This window comes from Paractinoplanes ferrugineus (genome assembly GCF_016862195.1).
Classification (GTDB): domain Bacteria; phylum Actinomycetota; class Actinomycetes; order Mycobacteriales; family Micromonosporaceae; genus Actinoplanes; species Actinoplanes ferrugineus.
Genome location: NZ_BOMM01000078.1, coordinates 1 through 15,641, shown reverse-complemented (window position 1 = coordinate 15,641; position 15,641 = coordinate 1). Strand labels below are relative to the sequence as shown.

Sequence of the window (15,641 nt, the reverse complement as noted above, 5' to 3'; positions counted from 1 at the left end):
GCGCACTTCGCCCCCTACCCCGGTACGACGAGGCCGGTCTCGTAGGCGAACACCACCGCCTGGGCGCGGTCGCGCAGGCCCAGCTTGGCGAGGATCCGCCCGACGTGGGACTTCACCGTCTGCTCGGCGACGACGAGCTCGCCGGCGATCTCCTGATTGGACCGGCCCCGCGCGATCAGCCGCAGCACGTCGGTCTCCCGCGGGGTGAGGGCGTTGAGCGCGGCCGGCCGGGGCCGGTCGTGGTGCGGGCGGGCGGCGAACTCGGCGATCAGCCGGCGCGTCACCGACGGTGCGAGCAGGGCCTCCCCGGCCGCGACGACCCGGACCGCGGTGATCAGGTCGGCGGCGGGGGCGTCCTTGAGCAGGAAGCCGCTGGCCCCGGCGCGCAGCGCCTCGTAGACGTAGTCGTCGAGGTCGAACGTGGTGAGGATCAGCACCCTCGGCCCGGCGCCGATCCGCCGGGTGGCCTCCAGGCCGTCCATCACCGGCATCCGGATGTCCATCAGGACGACGTCGGGGGCGAGGTCGCGGGCCTGGCTGACGGCGGTGGCCCCGTCGGCCGCGTCGCCGACGACCACGATGTCGGGCTGGGCGCCGAGCAGGGCCCCGAACCCCTGCCGGACCATCGCCTGGTCGTCCGCGATCAGGACCTTGATCATGCGGGCTCCTCGGCCAGGGGAAGACGGGCGTGCACCACGAACCCGGATCCGGCCGGGCCGGCGCTCAGCGTCCCGCCCAGCAGGGTCGCCCGCTCGCGCATGCCCACGATTCCATGACCACCTCGGGCCGGTCCGGGGGCGGTGCCGGGGACGGGGTTGCGGACGGTCAGCTCCAGCTGCCCGCCGGACTCGCCGACCTCGATCTCCACCGGCTCCCCGGGTGCGTGCCGGGCGGCGTTGGCCAGCGCTTCCTGCACGATCCGGTAGGCGGCCAGCCCCACCGGCCCGCTCGCGCCGGGCCGGTCCGGGCCGAGCGCGGGCCGGTCGGGGGTGCGCAGGGTGACTGTCACGCCCGCCGTCCGGGCGGTGGCCACCAGGGCGGTCAGGTCGGACAACGTGGGCTGCGGGGTCCTCTCCGGCTCGGCCGCTTCGGCCCGCAGGACGCCCAGCAGCCGGCGCATGTCCTGCAGGGCCTCGCGGGCCGACGCCGCGATGCCGGCCAGCTCCTCCTGGGCGTCGGCGGGCAGGCCGGGCCGGCGGTAGGGGGCGGTCTCGGCGCGGACCGCGATCATCGACATGTGGTGGGCGACCACGTCGTGCATCTCCCGGGCGATCCGGGTGCGTTCCTCCAGGATCGCGCGCCGGGCCCGCTCCCGTTCGGTGAGCTCGTTGCTCTCCTCGAGCAGCTGCCGGGTGCGGCGCCGGCGCGAGACGATGTCGCCCAGCGCGGCGATCGCGACGAGCAGGAACGCGGCCCCCCAGGCGTTGGCGTGGGCGGCCAGCAGGAAGACCGGGACCAGGCTCAGAGCGGTGGCCCAGGTCGTCACGCCGGACCACTGGGTGACCGCGAGCCGGCCGAGGACGACCAGGAAACCGAGGATCTGCACGGTGTTCCACGGCCAGGCCTCCCGCGGGCCGGCGTTCATCGCGCCGAGGAACATCATCGGGTACGCGAGACGCCAGGCCCAGAGCGGCGATCGGACACAGACCGCGACCGGCAGCACCGACCCGGCCCCGAGGAGCGCGTTCACCACGACCGGCAGGTTCCGGTTGTCCGCGAGGTACGCGGCCGCGGCGAAGCCCAGTCCGATCAGCGCCAACAGGCCCAGTGGCAGCGCGTACCCCAGCAGCCGCCGCCGGGGGGCGGGGCGCGGCACCTCCGGGCGCAGCACCAGCGTGCGCAGCGGCCCCGTGGCATGGTGCCGCTGGACCGGGCCGATAGTCTCCATCCCGGCAGGTTACGGCGCTGTGGCGGCGTAGTCGTGACCCTGTGGTGCCATCCGGCACCCCCTACCTGGGTATGAGGAGCGGTACGTGGCTCGCACGGTTTTGGTGACTGGCGGCAACCGGGGCATCGGCCTCGCCATCGCGCGGGCGTTCGAGAAGCAGGGCGACCGGGTCGCCGTCACGCACCGGGGGAGCGGAGCACCGGCGGGCCTGTTCGGCGTGCGCTGCGACATCACCGACCCGGCCGCCGTCGACGCCGCCTTCACCGAGGTGGAGAAGGAGCTCGGACCGGTCGAGGTGCTGATCGCCAACGCCGGCATCACCGACGACACGCTGCTGCTGCGGATGAGCGACGACCAGTTCGACCGGGTCGTCGACACCAACCTGGGCGGCGCGTTCCGCTGCGCCAAGCGGGCCAGCGCCAAGATGCTGCGCGCCCGGTGGGGCCGGATCATCTTCATCTCGTCGGTGGTCGGCCTCTACGGCGGCCCCGGTCAGGTGAACTACGCGGCGAGCAAGGCCGGCCTCGTCGGCATGGCCCGCAGCATCACCCGTGAACTGGGCAGCCGCAACATCACCGCGAACGTGGTGGCGCCCGGGTTCATCGAGACCGAGATGACCGCGGTCTTGCCGGAGGCGCGTCAGGCCGAGATCATCAAGGCTGTCCCGGCGGGCCGGCTCGCCTCCGCCGACGAGGTCGCGGCCGTGGTGGCGTTCCTGGCCTCGGACGCCGCCGGCTACGTCAACGGTGCCGTGATCCCGGTCGACGGCGGCCTCGGCATGGGCCACTGACCCTCCCACCAACAAAACAGGCCATCCCGTAAACAAAACAGGAGAGATTTCGTGTCTGGACTGCTGGCCGGCAAACGGCTGCTCGTGACCGGCGTGATCACCGACGCCTCGATCGCCTTCGCGGCGGCGAGGATCGCCCAGGAGCAGGGTGCGACGGTCGTGCTGACCGGCTTCGGCCGGCTCTCCCTGGTCGAGCGCATCGCGAAGCGCCTGCCCGAACCGCCGCCCGTGATCGAGCTCGACGTCACCGACCCCGAGCACCTGGCCGCGCTGCCGGGCAAGGTCGGCGAGCACGTCGACGGCCTCGACGGGGTGCTGCACTCGATCGCGTTCGGCCCGCAGAGCGTGCTCGGCGGCGAGTTCCTCAACGCCGGATGGGACGACGTCGCCAAGGCGCTGCAGGTCTCGACGTACTCGTACCAGGCGCTGGCCGTCGCCTGCCTGCCGATGATGCAGCCGGGCGGCAGCATCGTGGGGCTGACCTTCGACGCCACCAAGGCGTGGCCGGTCTACGACTGGATGGGCGTCGCCAAGGCCGGCCTCGAGTCCGCCTCCCGCTACCTCGCGCTGCACCTCGGCGCCAAGGGCATCCGCAGCAACCTGGTCTCGGCCGGCCCGCTGCGCACCATGGCGGCCAAGTCGATCCCGGGCTTCGAGCAGTTCGAGGAGGCCTGGGCCGGCCGGGCCCCGCTCGGCTGGGATCTGCACGACACGTCGGCGGCCGGCAAGGCCATCTGCGCGCTGCTGTCCGACTGGTTCCCGGCCACCACGGGTGAGGTGGTGCACGTCGACGGGGGCTACCACGCGCTCGGTGCCTGAGCAGGGTGCAGGATGGACGGGTGGCATACGACGCGTTCGTCCTGTTGTCCTTCGGTGGTCCCGAGAAGCCTGACGATGTGATGCCCTTCCTGCGCAACGTGACGCGCGGGCGGGGCATCCCCGAGGAGCGGCTCGCCGCCGTCGCCGAGCACTACCTGCACTTCGGCGGCGTGTCGCCCATCAACCAGCAGTGCCGCGAGCTGCTGGCGGCGATCGAAGCCGATTTCGCGGCCCACGGCGTGGGGCTCCCGGCCTACTGGGGCAACCGCAACTGGCACCCGATGATCGAGGACACCGTGGCGCAGATGCGCGACGACGGGGTGGAACACGCCCTCGGGTTCGCCACCAGCGCCTACGGCGGCTACTCGTCCTGCCGGCAGTACTGGGAGGACATCGCGCGGGCCCAGGAGAAGGTCGGGCCCGGCGCGCCCCGGATCAGCAAGCTGCGCCAGTTCTGGGATCACCCCGGGTTCGTGCAGCCGCACGCCGACGCCGTCCGCGAAGCTCTCGGAAAGCTGGACCCGGCGCACCGGGACAGCACCCGGCTGGTCTTCACCGCGCACAGCATTCCGGTGAGCATGTCGGAGAACGCCGGCCCGACCGGCGGCCGTTACCTCGCCCAGCTCGAGGAGACCGCCGGGCTGGTGGCCGCGCAGGCGGCGCCCGGTCTCGAGTACGACCTGGTCTGGCAGAGCCGCTCCGGCCCGCCGCAGGTGCCGTGGCTCGAGCCGGACATCAACGACCACCTGGAGTCGCTCGCCGGCAAGGGGGTGACCGACGTCGTGGTGAGCCCGATCGGGTTCGTCTCCGACCACCTGGAGGTCATCTGGGACCTCGACAACGAGGCGCTGGAGACGGCCGGGAAGCTGGGCCTCGGGTTCGCCCGCGCGGGCACTCCCGGCACCGACCCCCGGTTCGTCACGATGGTCCGGCACCTGGTCGAGGAACGGACCGCCGGGCGGGACCGGGAGCGTCTCGGCCGGCTGCCGGTCTGGGACGAGTGCCCGGGCTGCTGCGTGCCCCCGCGGAGAGCAAGCCGATGACCGACCGGAAAGCCATCGAGAGCTGGCTCACCGACATGGACGGCGTGCTCGTGCACGAGGGTGTGCCGGTGCCCGGCGCGCCCGAGTTCGTCAACCGGATGAAGTCGTCCGGCAAGCCCTTCCTGATCCTCACCAACAACTCCATCTACACCCCGCGCGACCTGCAGGCCCGTCTCAACCGGATGGGCTTCGACGTGCCGGAGCGCTCGATCTGGACGGCCGCGCTGGCCACCGCGCAGTTCCTGGCCGGCCAGCGGCCGGGCGGCACCGCCTACGTGATCGGCGAGGCCGGCCTGACCACCGCGATGCACGCGGCCGGTTACGTGCTCACCGAGTTCGATCCCGACTACGTGGTGCTCGGCGAGACCCGTACCTACAGCTTCGAGGCGATCACCAAGGCGATCCGGCTGATCGACGGCGGGGCCCGTTTCATCTGCACCAACCCCGACGCGACCGGCCCGTCCAACGAGGGCGCCCTGCCGGCGGCCGGCTCGGTCGCCGCGATGATCTCCAAGGCGACCGGCGTCGACCCCTACTTCGTCGGCAAACCCAACCCGATGATGATGCGGTCGGCGCTCAACGCGATCGAGGCGCATTCGGAGAGTACGGCGATGATCGGCGACCGGATGGACACCGACGTGCTGTGCGGCCTGGAGGCGGGCCTGGAGACGATCCTGGTGCTGTCGGGCATCAGCACGCGGGCCGAGGCCGAGCGCTACCCGTTCCGCCCGTCCCGCATCGTCGACTCGGTAGCCGACCTGATCCCGGAGATCTGACCGGCGCTTCGCATGAAATACCTTCATATGCCGACATGGCGTGGGGTGTCGTGACTAACTTGGGCTGATGGTCCGCGGCCCTCGAACCCGCCGCCGGACGGCCCTGATGGGCCTCGCGGCCCTGATGGGCCTCGCGGCCTGCGCCGCCGGGGAGCGAACACCCGGTCCGGCCGCCCCGGCGGTCCGGCTCGCCCCGTCGGCGCCCCCGGCCCCGAGCGCGGCCCCGGAGACGGTCGCGCCCGCAGCCGCACCGTCCGGCGAGCTCGACGTGATCACCTACACGCACGTGCCGGCCGGCTTGCCCGCCGACCCCGGACCGGCCTCGCTCGACCCGCTTACCGAGGGCCTGCACCCGACCCGCCGGCTGGTGCTCTACGACGCGCCCGGCGGCGAACCCCGCGCGTACCTCCCACCGACGATCCGCGGCGTCACCGTCGTGGTTCCGATCGTGGCCACCCGGCCGGGATGGTCGGCGGTCCTGCTGCCGTCGGTCAACCGGCGCATCGGCTGGCTGCCCGACCACGGCTGGCAGGCCCGCGAGCTGACCGACCAGGTCGTCGTGCGGCGGGGCGACCGCACCCTGACGTGGCTGCGGGCCGGCGTACCGCGGAAAGCCTGGAGCGTGGCGATCGGCACCGCCCGCACCCCGACGCCGCTCGGCCGCACCTTCGTGCTGGGCCGCACCGGCACCCGCGGCTCGCACTACGCCGGGCTCGACGCGCTGGTGCTCGGGGCGGTGCCGGACGACCGGGACGCGGTCGCGCCGGGCCTGCGCGACGCGCACACCGGCATCCACGCGTGGTACCGGAAATCGGTGTTCGGGCACGCCGCCTCCAACGGCTGCGTGCGCATGCCGCGGGAGGCCCAGCGCACCCTGCTCGACAACCTGGCCGCGGGAACCCCGATCACGGTGGTCGACTAGGCTCGCCCGGTGGCGGCGGAGGTTCTGGCGACGGCCTGGGTGCACGTCCGGGAGCGGCGGCTCCTCGTGGTCCGGCCGCGTGACAGCGACGCGTTCTACCTGCCCGGCGGCAAACCCGAGCCCGGCGAGACGCATGCCGAGGCGGCCGCCCGCGAGGTGCGTGAGGAGGTCGGCCTCACCGTCGACCCGGCCGAGCTGACTCTGTTCACCGAGATCGTCGCCGAGGCGCACAACCGGCCGCCCGGCACCCGGGTGCGGCTGGTCTGCTTCACCGGCGGCTCCAGTACCGGCTCCACCGCCGGCTCCCTCGACGGTGAACCGGGGGCGGCCGCGGAGATCGGCGAGCTCGGGTGGTTCACCTCGGCCGACGCCGCGCGCTGCGCGCCGGCGATCAAAATCCTGCTGGGCGAGTTGGTCACGGCCGCCTTGATCGATTGAGCAGCTCCGCCGCGTACGCCCGGAGCAGGTCATGACACGTGTAACGGCCGGGCGTCCACTCGGTGAGCAGGCCGGCCCGCGCCAGCTCGGTCAGCACGACCGCGGCCTGCCCGGCAGTCTGTCCGGCGGCCGGTCCGGCGGTCGCCCCGGGGATTTGTCCGGCGGTCGGCCCGGTGCTCGGGCCGGCGGTGTGTCCGGTGAGGGCGGCCGCGGCGGCGGCCGTGATGTCATGGCCCGGATGTCGGCCGAGCGCCCGGAACATGGCGGCGGCGGCCGGGGTCAGCTTCCGGTACGACCACGCGAACACCGCCCGTACGTCCGCGTGCGGACTGCCGAAGCCGCCCTCCACCGTCCCGGCCTCCTCCGGGCGGCCGCCCCCGGGCGGCGGCGGTCGCGTGTCCGGGCCGGTGCTCCCGGCTGCCGGCCCTGCGCCGTGTGCTCCGGTGCTCCCCTCTGCGGGCCCTGCGGCGTGCCGGCCGGTGCTCCCGTGCGGTGGCTCGGCGGGGTGCGGGCCGGGCCGGGGTCCGATCTCGGCGGCCAGTTCGGCCAGCGGGCGGCCGGCGGCCCGAGCGGCGACCAGGGCCAGCGCGAGCGGCATCCGGGCGCAGCGGTCGATCACCTCGGTGACCGCGCGGGCCTGGCCGGCGACCCGGTCCCAGCCCAGCCGGTCGATCAGGAACTGGGCGGCGTCGGCGGTGGTCAGCGGCGCCACCGCGGCCGACCGGGCCCGCTCCCGTACGGTCAGGCCGGTCAGCTGGTTGCGGCTGGTCACCACCGTCACGCAGCCGGGCGCGTGCGGCAGCAGTGGCCGCACCTGGGTGGCCACGGTGGCGTTGTCGAGCACGACGAGCGCGCGCCGGTCGGCCATCTCGGCCCGGTAGAGCGCCACCTGCCCGCGCAGGTCGTCCGGGACGTGCCGGGGCCGTACCCCGAGCGCGCCCAGGAACCGGCGCAGCGCCTCGCCCGGTTCCATCGGCTGGCGTACGTGGTCGAAGCCGCGCAGGTCGATGAAGAGCTGCCCGTCGGGGAACCGGTCCGCGGCCCGGTGCGCCCACCGCACCGCCAGCGCCGTCTTGCCGACCCCACCCGGCCCGGACAGCGCCGCGATGGCCCCGGCCCCTTCCGCACCGACCCCACCGACCGCGGGCCCGAACAGCCCCGCCCCGCCCCGATTCTCGCCCACCGGATCCCCGCCCATCCGGACCCCGTCCACCCGGACCGGGCGGATCGATGAGGCGGGCTGGGCCAGATCGTCGAGTTGGGCCAGTTCGTCGAGTTGGGCCAGTTCGGCGGCACGGCCGGTGAAGCCGCGGGCGTCGCTCGGGAGCAGCGCGGGCGCAGCGCGTTTGAGCAGCAGGAAGTCAGTCATCAGGGCCTCCGGCCGGGGCAGCCGGTAGCCGCCGGACACATCGACTCCGAACAATTCCATACCGGGCGGGTGGACCACAATCAGCGACCGGCTGATCACGCTCTCTTCTTGTCGTACCCCCGTGGCAGGCTGTGGACCGTGCAGCTGGAATTCGACGCCGAACTGTGGATCTGGGCCGCTCGTCAGGACGAGAGCTGGACTTTCGTGAGTCTGCCGCCCGACGCCTCCGAGGACATCCGACATCTGACCGGGGGCAGCACGCGGCGCGGTTTCGGCGCGGTGCGGGTCGAGGTGCGCATCGGGACGACGGTCTGGCGTACGTCGATCTTCCCCGACGCCGGACGGGAGGCCTACGTGCTGCCGATCAAGAAAGCCGTCCGCAAGGCGCAGAAGCTGGACGCCGGTGACACCGTCCGGGTGGCCCTGGAACTCGTCCGCTAAGCCGGCCCGGCCGGCCGGTCGGCCGCGAAGAAGCGGGCGGCGACCGCGGTGTGCAGGCTGAAACCCAGCTCGGCCGGGCCGTCGAGGAGCTCCCAGCCCAGGGTCTCGTCGTTCGGGACCGAGGGCGGGAGCGCGCTCGCGTCCGGGAGCGGGGGCAGGAGCCCGAAGACGAGCAGCGTGCCGTCGGGGGCGCTGAGCGTGTCGAAAAGACGTACGTCATCGGCCTCCGCCCGAAGACCGACCTCTTCGAACAGCTCGCGCACGGTGGCCGCCTGCCACGCCTCGCCGTAGTCGATGAAACCGCCCGGCAGGGCGAGTTGCTCGCGGGCCGGCGGGATGCCCCGCCGCACGACGAGCAGGCCGGCGCCGACCGGCTGGACCGCCACCGCCACCGGGGTCGGATTGCGGTAACTCGTCTCGCCGCACGCGCCGCAGCGGCGCGGCCACGGCTGCCCCGCGGTGAAGCGGGCGCCGCAGAAGGTGCAGTGCGCGAACCGGTCAGGCATACGGCGTCTCAGGCATGTGGCGTCTCAGGCGTGCAGCGGAGAGTTGCAGGCGGCGACCAGTGCCTGGCGGCAGGCCGAGACGAGCGGTCGCAGGGCGGCGTCGCGCTGCTGGGCCTCGTAGCCGTTGATGGCGCCGCCCGGGGCGTTCGTCCCGGCCAGGGCCAGCACCTGGTCGAGCACGCCGGCCCGGGCGAACAGGCGCCGGGCCCGCGGGTCGAAGCCGGGCGGCAGCGTCGCGGTGCTCTCCGGCCGGCGCAGGGCCTGCAACGCCCCGGCCAGTTCGGGCTTCCACTGGGCCACGTCGAGCTTGGTCAGCTGCGTCGTCGCCTCGCTGAGCGCGAGGGTCAGCTCGGCCTCGGCCTCGGCCGCGCCCATCTGGAACACCGGACGGTGCTCGGCGACCTCGAAGAAGCGCCACAGCACCGTCTCGAACTGGACGCCCGAGCCCGACGTGTGCTGCCGGACCTGCGGCACCACCCCGAACGCCGGCGTCATGACGGCCTCGCCGGCCAGCAGTGCCGCACCGGTCAGCTCGCCGGGACCGGGCAGGCCGCGCGGGTCGCCGGCGACCGGCAGCACGAGCCGGATCTCGTCGGGGTGCACCTTGGCGAACAGCGGCAGGCCCTGGGGCAGCGGCACGTCCGTCCAGGTGCCGGGGGCATCGGCGACGAGGTGCTCCTCGTCGCGGGCGATCTCGTCGGCCAGCTCGTCGAAGGGCACCAGGCCGGCGCGCCAGGCGCGCACCCAGGCCACGAATCGGGTTGAGCGCCGCGCGGTGCGGGTGGCCGCATCAGCTGCGGGGGACATGGGAGAAAGGGTACGTGCCCATCGGGAAGGTTGTCTCGGCCGGAGCGTCTAAAAGCCCGTGTCCCAACGCACGGGTTACCGTGCCTTGCATGTATGGGGAGGACGTGCTCAAGGCGCAGTGGCGCAAGAAAAGGGTCGTGCCCGAGGTGGACGCCGAACCCGATCTGGTGGTCGAGGACGCCGACTCCGGCTTCTGCGGCGCGGTCGTCGGGTTCGAGCTCGGCGCGGTGGTGCTGGAGGACCGGTTCGGCAAGCGGCGCAACTTTCCGCTGGCCCCGGCCGCGTTCCTGCTCGAGGGCAAGGCGATCACCCTGCGCCGGCCGGCGTCCCGGGCGCCGGCGCAGGGGCGGCGGGTCACCGCTTCCGGGTCGATCGCCGTCGACAACGTCAAGGCCCAGGTTGCCAAGGCCAGCCGCATCTGGGTGGAGGGCATCCACGACGCCGCCCTGGTCGAACGCATCTGGGGCGACGACCTGCGCATCGAGGGCATCGTGGTGGAGCCGCTCGACGGCATCGACGACCTGCCGGCGGCCGTCCGCGCCTTCGGCCCGAGCCGCGACCGGCGCCTCGGCGTGCTCGTCGACCACCTGGTGCCCGGCTCCAAGGAGAGCCGCATCGTGGCCGCCGTGACCGATCCGAACGTGTTGGTCACCGGTCACCCGTACGTCGACATCTGGCAGGCCGTGAAGCCCGAGCGGGTGGGCATCAAGAAGTGGCCGGTGATCCCGCCCGGCCGCAACTGGAAGGAGGGCGTCTGCGAGGCGTTCGGCGTGCGCGTGCCCGCCGACCTGTGGCGGCGCATCCTGCGCGAGGTGAACAGCTACAAGGACGTGGAGACACCGCTGATCAACTCGATGGAGCGCCTCATCGACTTCGTCACGGTCGGATGACCGAGTTCGCGGATCTGTCGCCGTACACGTACCTCGGGTCCGGCCGCGCGATGCGCAACGTCGGATGGCTCGGGCCGGACTCCGGCTTCCCGGCCGGGCCGGTCGACGACGTCGTCCTCGAGCAGCTGGCCCGGTGGGCCCGTGAGCCGGCGAACCTCACGCGGGGCCGGCACGGGTGCGAATTCTGCCCGGGACCGGTCGCCGCGCTCGGCAACGGCGAGATCCACGTCACCGGCGCCGACGGCACGACGTACGCGGCGCCGACCCTGCTCGTGCACTACATCGAGGTGCACGGTTACCGCCCGCCGGACGAGTTCCTGGCCGCCGTCCGGCACGCCGCCACCGGTTGAGGAGGCCACTCGGTTCCCGCCGCCGGTCTGTCGCCGAGGGGCGGCCTCGATGGGCGGCTCCGGGTCAGGCGGGTGGTCCGTCGGCGGTGGACAGCGAGCCCAGGCGTCGGGCCGCCTCGGTCAGGCGGTCGGGGGAGTGGGCGGCGTAGCCGATCACCAGGCCCGGTGGTCCCGGGTGCCGGCGGTGCCACGACAGCGGGTGGACCAGGACGCCGGCCTCGGCCGCCCGGTCGGCGAAATCGGTGTCGGAGAGCTCCGGCGGCAGCATCGCCAGCAGGTGCAGGCCGGCGGCGATCCCGGTCACCCGGGCGGACGGCAGGTGCTCCCGCAACCCGGCCAGCAGGGCGTCGCGGCGGCGGCGTTGGCGCCGGCGGACCGTGCGCAGGTGGCGTTCGTAGTCGCCGGAGGCCAGCAGGTGGGCCAGGACCAGCTGGGGGATCGCCGGATTGCCCAGGTCGGAGTCGTGTTTCGCCTCGAGCAGGGCGGGCTGCATCCGGCGCGGGGCGATCAGCCAGCCCAGGCGCATGCCGGGGGCGAGCGACTTCGAGACACTTCCCGAATAGGCGACCTGTTCCGGTGCCGAACCCTGCAGGGCGGCGACCGGCGCGCGGTCGTAGCGGTGCTCGGCGTCGTAGTCGTCTTCGATGATCAGGCCGTCCCACGCCAGCAGCGCGCGCCGCCGGGCGGCGCTCAGCACCACACCGGTCGGGAACTGGTGGGCCGGCGTGAGCAGGGCCGCCTCCTGGGTGATCCGGTCGACCAGGATGCCCTCGTCGTCGACCGGGACACCCTCGGCCCGTACGCCCCAGTGGGTCATCTGGTCGCGGGCGCCGCGCGAGCCCGGGTCCTCCACCGCGACCGCCGTCACCCCGTCCGCGCGCAGCGTCTGGGCCAGCAGGGCCAGGGCCTGGGCCACGCCGCCGACCACGATGAGGTCGTCGGCCTCGGCCCGGATGCCCCGGGCGCGGCGCAGCCAGCCGGCCAGTTCGGCGCGCAGGCGCGGGGTGCCGCCCGGATCGCCGTACCCCAGGTCGGCGGCGGTGATCCCGTCGAGCACGGCTCGCTCGGCACGCAGCCATTGAGTGCGGGGAAAGGCCGACAGATCGGGTACGCCGGGGGACAGGTCGAGGTCGATGTTCTCGGCCGGTGGCAGGGGGAGCCGCAGGTCTCGCAGGGCCCGGCGGCGGTCGGACGGCGGCTCGGTCCCCGGGCCGTTGCCCAGCACCGTGGTGCCGGCGCCGGTCCGCCCGGTGGCCAGGCCCTCGTCGATGAGGCGCTGGTAGGCCTGGACCACCACGCCACGGGAGATCCGCAGGTCGGCGGCGAGCACCCGGGTGGCCGGCAGCCGGGCTCCACGGGCGAGCCGGCCGCTGGTGACGGCGTCTCGCAGACCGGCCGTCAACCAGGAGGTCAAACCCTTGACGGGGGCCTGCTCGGCGCGCAACTGAAGGAAGTCGGATCCGGAAATTGGTCCTCCATTTGCGTACCGTAATTGGCTCTTCAAATGGACCATACCCGCTTGCAGCATGAGTCCTGTGAATCGACTTCCCGCCCTGGCCGGCGCCGCCGGCATGGTCTTCGTGGGTGCGAGCGTGGCCGTGTCCGGCGCTCTCGCCGACGCTCCCGTCCTGACCGTCCAATGTCTGCGTTACACACTCGCCGCCCTGCTCCTTCTCGGCTTCGCCCGGCTCTCCCGTCGTGCCTTGATACGGCCGCGGGGCACCGAATGGCTGTGGCTGTCGGGAGTTGTCCTCACCGGGATGTTCGTCTTCAACCTCGCCCTGGTGTTCGGGGCGCGGCACGCCGAACCGGCCGTGCTCGGGGTCGCGGTCGCTTGCGTGCCGGTCCTGCTCGCCGTGGCGGGCCCGCTGCTGGAGGGGCGTCCGGTCGCGGCCCGCCTGGTCCTGGCGGCCGGGGTGGTGACCGCCGGGGCGGCCCTCGTGCAGGGTTTCGGCCGGAGCGACGCGATCGGTCTGATCTGGGCGGTGGTGACCTTCGCCGGTGAGGCCGGGTTCACCCTGCTGGCCGTGCCGGTGCTGGGGCGGCACGGGCCGCTGGGCGTCTCGGTGCACGCGACCTGGCTGGCCGCCGCCCTGTTCGGGCTGGCCGGACTCGCGGTGGAGGGACCGCGGGCCGTGACCCGGTTGCGGGTGGACGATCTCGTGGCCGGTGGTTACCTCGCGGTCGGCGTCACGGCCCTGGCCTTCGTCCTCTGGTACACCTGCGTCGAGCGCCTCGGGTCCGGCCGGGCCGGCCTGCTCACCGGCCTCGCGCCCATCGCGGCGGCGGCCACCGGGGTGGTCCTCGGCGGCCCGACGCCGGCCCTATTGGTCTGGCTGGGCGTCGGCGTGGTGACCGCCGGCATGACCCTCGGCCTGCGGCCGGCCCGACCGGGTGGGCGGTCAGGCCAGGTGGGCCGGGTCGCGGCTGAAGACGAACGTGGCGATGTCCAGCCGGTCCACGCCGCCGTCGACGCCGCGTAGGGCCAGCAGCACCTCGCCCTCGTTGTCGCCGTCCACGCCGCGCCATCGGTCCGGCGCCGCCCGCACGAACCGGGACCAGTGGTTGGGGCCGGTCATCTCGAGGGCGTCGCCGTCCGCGCGTATCTCGTACTCCCGTCCCATCCACCACCACCGCCCGGCCAGCGCGACCGACTCACCGGCCGGCGGGGCCGGCGGCAGCCAGGCCGCCGGCGTCGCCGGTTCGGCGTCCACCACCGAGGTCAGCGCGTCCAGGGCCACCCGGCTGATGTGCGTGCCGGTCAGGCCGTACGAGTTGGCGAACGCGATCACGCCCAGCCTGCTCCGGCGGTGCACGACCAGGTGCGCCACGTAGCCCGGCATCGAACCGCCGTGCCCGGCGAACACCCGCTCGCCGGCCCGGAAGAGCTGGATGCCGAGACCGTAACCGGCGGTCCACGACTCCAGGTCGCTGATCGCCACCGGGGAGCACATCTCGTCGACCGTCTCCCGGGGCAGCACCTGCGGGGCCGGGTCGCCGAGGAACGCCGCCCACTTGGCCATGTCGGTCACCGTCGACCACAGCTGCCCGGCCGGCGCCATCGCGCCCGAGTCGAGCCGCGGCTCCTCGTGCAGACGGCCGTCGAGGGCGTGCACGACATAGCCGCGGGCGAACGGCTCCATCGGCGCGTAGGTGGTGCGCTTCATGCCGAGCGGATCGAGGACCCGCTTGCCGACCAGGGACTGCCACGACTCACCGGTGACCCGTTCCAGAACCACCCCGAGCAGGCCGTACGCGAGATTCGAGTAACGGAACCGGCGGAACGGCGGGCCGGACAGCTTGTCGTACCCGAGGCCGGCCAGCAGCTTGTCGGCGTTCCCGCCGGTGGTGCGCTCCCACCATCCGCCGTCCGGCTCCCGCTGCAGGCCGGAGACGTGCCCGAGCAGCTGGCGCAACGTCACCCCGCCGATCGGGGTGCCCGGCAGATGACGGTAGAGCAGGTCGTCGAGGGCGAAGAACCCCTCGTCGCGCAACTGCATGACCATCGTCGCGGTGAGCGTCTTGGTGATCGAGCCCAGCCGGTACTGCGTCTTCGCGTCCGGCACCGGGTGTTCGCCGACGCCCGCGAAGTGCAGGACCGCCCGGTCCCGGACGACCGCGAGCGCCAGCGACGGCGTACGCCCGTCGGACTGGGCCCGCGCGGCGATCTCGTCGACCCGGCGGGCCGTCTCCGGCAGCAGCGACACGATGGACCCTCTCGACATTCGACTCTGGTTGACCGCGCCTCTGGTTAACTGCGCGACGCGGATATGGCTACGCCTGTTCTGGCATCGCCGAACGAGCGTGACCGTGACACGATCGAGGTGTGGAAGCGGTTCTGTGGATCGTGCTGGGCGTCGCGCTGGCGATCGCCGAAGCCTTCACGGCCAGCCTGCTGATCATCTTCTTCTCGGTGGGTGCGCTCGCCGCGGCCGGAGCCGCCGCGCTCGGGGCTCCGCTCCTGCTCCAGGTCATCGTCTTCGCGATCGTCTCCGGTCTGTCGGTCGGGGCGCTGCGCCCGATCGTCCTCAAGCACGCCCGCCCCGCCCTCGAATCCGGCGAGACCCCGATCGGCCTCGAGGCGATCGAGGGAAGTCACGGCACGGTGCTCGAGGAGGTCGGCGGCGACCACGGCATGATCAAGATCGACGGGGAGATCTGGCGGGCCCGCTCCTTCGACGGCATCGAGAAATACCTTCCGGGCGAACGGGTCCGGGTGGTCAAGGTTAAGGGCGCCACGGCCATCGTGTGGCGCGACGATCTGCCAAACATATAGAGAGGCGCCATGGAAGCAGTGATCGGCGTACTGATACTCGTCATCGTGATGCTCGCCATCGTCACGCTTGTCCGGTCCGTCCGCATCGTCCCCCAGCAGCGGATGGACGTCGTGGAGCGCCTGGGCAAGTACAAGCGGACCCTCAGCCCCGGGCTGAACCTGCTGGTCCCGTTCATCGACTCGGTGCGCAGCAAGGTCGACATGCGCGAGCAGGTCGTCTCGTTCCCGCCGCAACCGGTGATCACGTCCGACAACCTGGTCGTCTCGATCGACACGGTGCTCTACTTCAAGGTCGTCGACCCGGTCCGGGCCACCTACGAGATCAA

General features: G+C 73.1%; 19 protein-coding genes. 12 read left to right on the top strand and 7 right to left on the bottom strand.

Going from position 1 to position 15,641, the window contains the following annotated elements:
• Positions 1–14 precede the first annotated feature (14 nt).
• A complete protein-coding gene (locus Afe05nite_RS39575) occupies positions 15–659 on the bottom strand; it encodes a response regulator (RefSeq protein ID WP_203822473.1) in 645 nt (214 codons plus the stop codon).
• Positions 656–1,888 carry a sensor histidine kinase gene (locus Afe05nite_RS39570; RefSeq protein WP_203822472.1) on the bottom strand — a complete coding sequence of 411 codons (1,233 nt, stop codon included), beginning with the start codon at positions 1,886–1,888 and terminating at the stop codon, positions 656–658. Before Afe05nite_RS39570 ends, Afe05nite_RS39575 begins: the two co-directional genes overlap by 4 nt.
• Positions 1,889–1,973: 85 nt before the next feature.
• On the opposite strand from Afe05nite_RS39570, the gene fabG reads away from it, so the two are divergent.
• The 6 genes from fabG (at position 1,974) to Afe05nite_RS39540 (ending at position 6,676) form a co-directional block, all read left to right on the top strand.
• Complete coding sequence (gene fabG, locus Afe05nite_RS39565; protein ID WP_203822471.1) at positions 1,974–2,678, top strand: 3-oxoacyl-ACP reductase FabG; 705 nt, start codon at positions 1,974–1,976, stop codon at positions 2,676–2,678.
• A 51-nt stretch (positions 2,679–2,729) separates the two neighbouring features.
• On the top strand, positions 2,730–3,497 hold the full coding sequence (gene fabI / locus Afe05nite_RS39560; RefSeq protein ID WP_203822470.1) for an enoyl-ACP reductase FabI: 768 nt from the start codon (positions 2,730–2,732) through the stop codon (positions 3,495–3,497).
• Positions 3,498–3,517: 20 nt separating this feature from the next.
• Positions 3,518–4,540, top strand: coding sequence for a ferrochelatase (locus Afe05nite_RS39555; RefSeq protein WP_203822469.1), 1,023 nt, complete (start codon positions 3,518–3,520; stop codon positions 4,538–4,540).
• A complete protein-coding gene (locus tag Afe05nite_RS39550; RefSeq protein ID WP_203822468.1) occupies positions 4,537–5,316 on the top strand; it encodes an HAD-IIA family hydrolase in 780 nt (259 codons plus the stop codon). The genes Afe05nite_RS39555 and Afe05nite_RS39550 overlap by 4 nt, the downstream gene beginning before the upstream one ends.
• Positions 5,317–5,383: 67 nt before the next feature.
• Entirely contained in the window at positions 5,384–6,238 is an 855-nt protein-coding gene (locus tag Afe05nite_RS39545; protein WP_239118557.1) for a L,D-transpeptidase, read from the top strand.
• A gap of 9 nt (positions 6,239–6,247) precedes the next feature.
• Positions 6,248–6,676 (top strand): NUDIX hydrolase, encoded by a 429-nt coding sequence (locus tag Afe05nite_RS39540; RefSeq protein WP_203822467.1) that lies wholly within the window; start codon positions 6,248–6,250, stop codon positions 6,674–6,676.
• Here the strand turns inward: Afe05nite_RS39540 and Afe05nite_RS39535 are convergent.
• Complete coding sequence (locus Afe05nite_RS39535; protein ID WP_203822466.1) at positions 6,654–8,105, bottom strand: MalT transcriptional regulator family protein; 1,452 nt, start codon at positions 8,103–8,105, stop codon at positions 6,654–6,656. The two genes, Afe05nite_RS39540 and Afe05nite_RS39535, sit on opposite strands and share 23 nt — an antisense overlap.
• A gap of 78 nt (positions 8,106–8,183) precedes the next feature.
• Here Afe05nite_RS39535 and Afe05nite_RS39530 point away from each other — a divergent pair, with 78 nt between their 5' ends.
• Entirely contained in the window at positions 8,184–8,486 is a 303-nt protein-coding gene (locus Afe05nite_RS39530) for a DUF1905 domain-containing protein (RefSeq protein ID WP_203822465.1), read from the top strand.
• Here Afe05nite_RS39530 and Afe05nite_RS39525 read toward each other — a convergent pair.
• Entirely contained in the window at positions 8,483–8,992 is a 510-nt protein-coding gene (locus Afe05nite_RS39525) for an NUDIX domain-containing protein (protein ID WP_203822464.1), read from the bottom strand. The genes Afe05nite_RS39530 and Afe05nite_RS39525 overlap by 4 nt on opposite strands.
• Positions 8,993–9,016: 24 nt before the next feature.
• Positions 9,017–9,799, bottom strand: coding sequence for an Rv1486c family protein (locus Afe05nite_RS39520; protein ID WP_203822463.1), 783 nt, complete (start codon positions 9,797–9,799; stop codon positions 9,017–9,019).
• A gap of 89 nt (positions 9,800–9,888) precedes the next feature.
• On the opposite strand from Afe05nite_RS39520, the gene Afe05nite_RS39515 reads away from it, so the two are divergent.
• Together Afe05nite_RS39515 and Afe05nite_RS39510 are read left to right on the top strand one after the other, a co-directional pair.
• Entirely contained in the window at positions 9,889–10,689 is an 801-nt protein-coding gene (locus Afe05nite_RS39515) for a DUF3097 domain-containing protein (protein ID WP_203822462.1), read from the top strand.
• Entirely contained in the window at positions 10,686–11,039 is a 354-nt protein-coding gene (locus Afe05nite_RS39510; RefSeq protein ID WP_203822461.1) for a DUF7919 family protein, read from the top strand. Before Afe05nite_RS39515 ends, Afe05nite_RS39510 begins: the two co-directional genes overlap by 4 nt.
• Positions 11,040–11,103: 64 nt before the next feature.
• Here the strand turns inward: Afe05nite_RS39510 and pdxR are convergent, their stop codons facing one another.
• Complete coding sequence (gene pdxR, locus Afe05nite_RS39505) at positions 11,104–12,453, bottom strand: MocR-like pyridoxine biosynthesis transcription factor PdxR (protein ID WP_239118556.1); 1,350 nt, start codon at positions 12,451–12,453, stop codon at positions 11,104–11,106.
• 112 nt (positions 12,454–12,565) lie between these two features.
• Here pdxR and Afe05nite_RS39500 point away from each other — a divergent pair, with 112 nt between their 5' ends.
• Positions 12,566–13,522, top strand: a complete 957-nt coding sequence (locus Afe05nite_RS39500; RefSeq protein ID WP_203822459.1) for a DMT family transporter — start codon at positions 12,566–12,568, stop codon at positions 13,520–13,522.
• Here Afe05nite_RS39500 and Afe05nite_RS39495 read toward each other — a convergent pair.
• Positions 13,442–14,746 carry a serine hydrolase domain-containing protein gene (locus tag Afe05nite_RS39495; RefSeq protein WP_203822509.1) on the bottom strand — a complete coding sequence of 435 codons (1,305 nt, stop codon included), beginning with the start codon at positions 14,744–14,746 and terminating at the stop codon, positions 13,442–13,444. The genes Afe05nite_RS39500 and Afe05nite_RS39495 overlap by 81 nt on opposite strands.
• Positions 14,747–14,865: 119 nt before the next feature.
• Between Afe05nite_RS39495 and Afe05nite_RS39490 the strand changes: the two genes are divergently transcribed.
• Together Afe05nite_RS39490 and Afe05nite_RS39485 are read left to right on the top strand one after the other, a co-directional pair.
• Positions 14,866–15,315 (top strand): NfeD family protein, encoded by a 450-nt coding sequence (locus Afe05nite_RS39490; RefSeq protein ID WP_203822458.1) that lies wholly within the window; start codon positions 14,866–14,868, stop codon positions 15,313–15,315.
• A gap of 9 nt (positions 15,316–15,324) precedes the next feature.
• Positions 15,325–15,641: SPFH domain-containing protein (locus Afe05nite_RS39485; RefSeq protein ID WP_275407549.1), on the top strand; the 317-nt coding region annotated here is incomplete at its 3' end.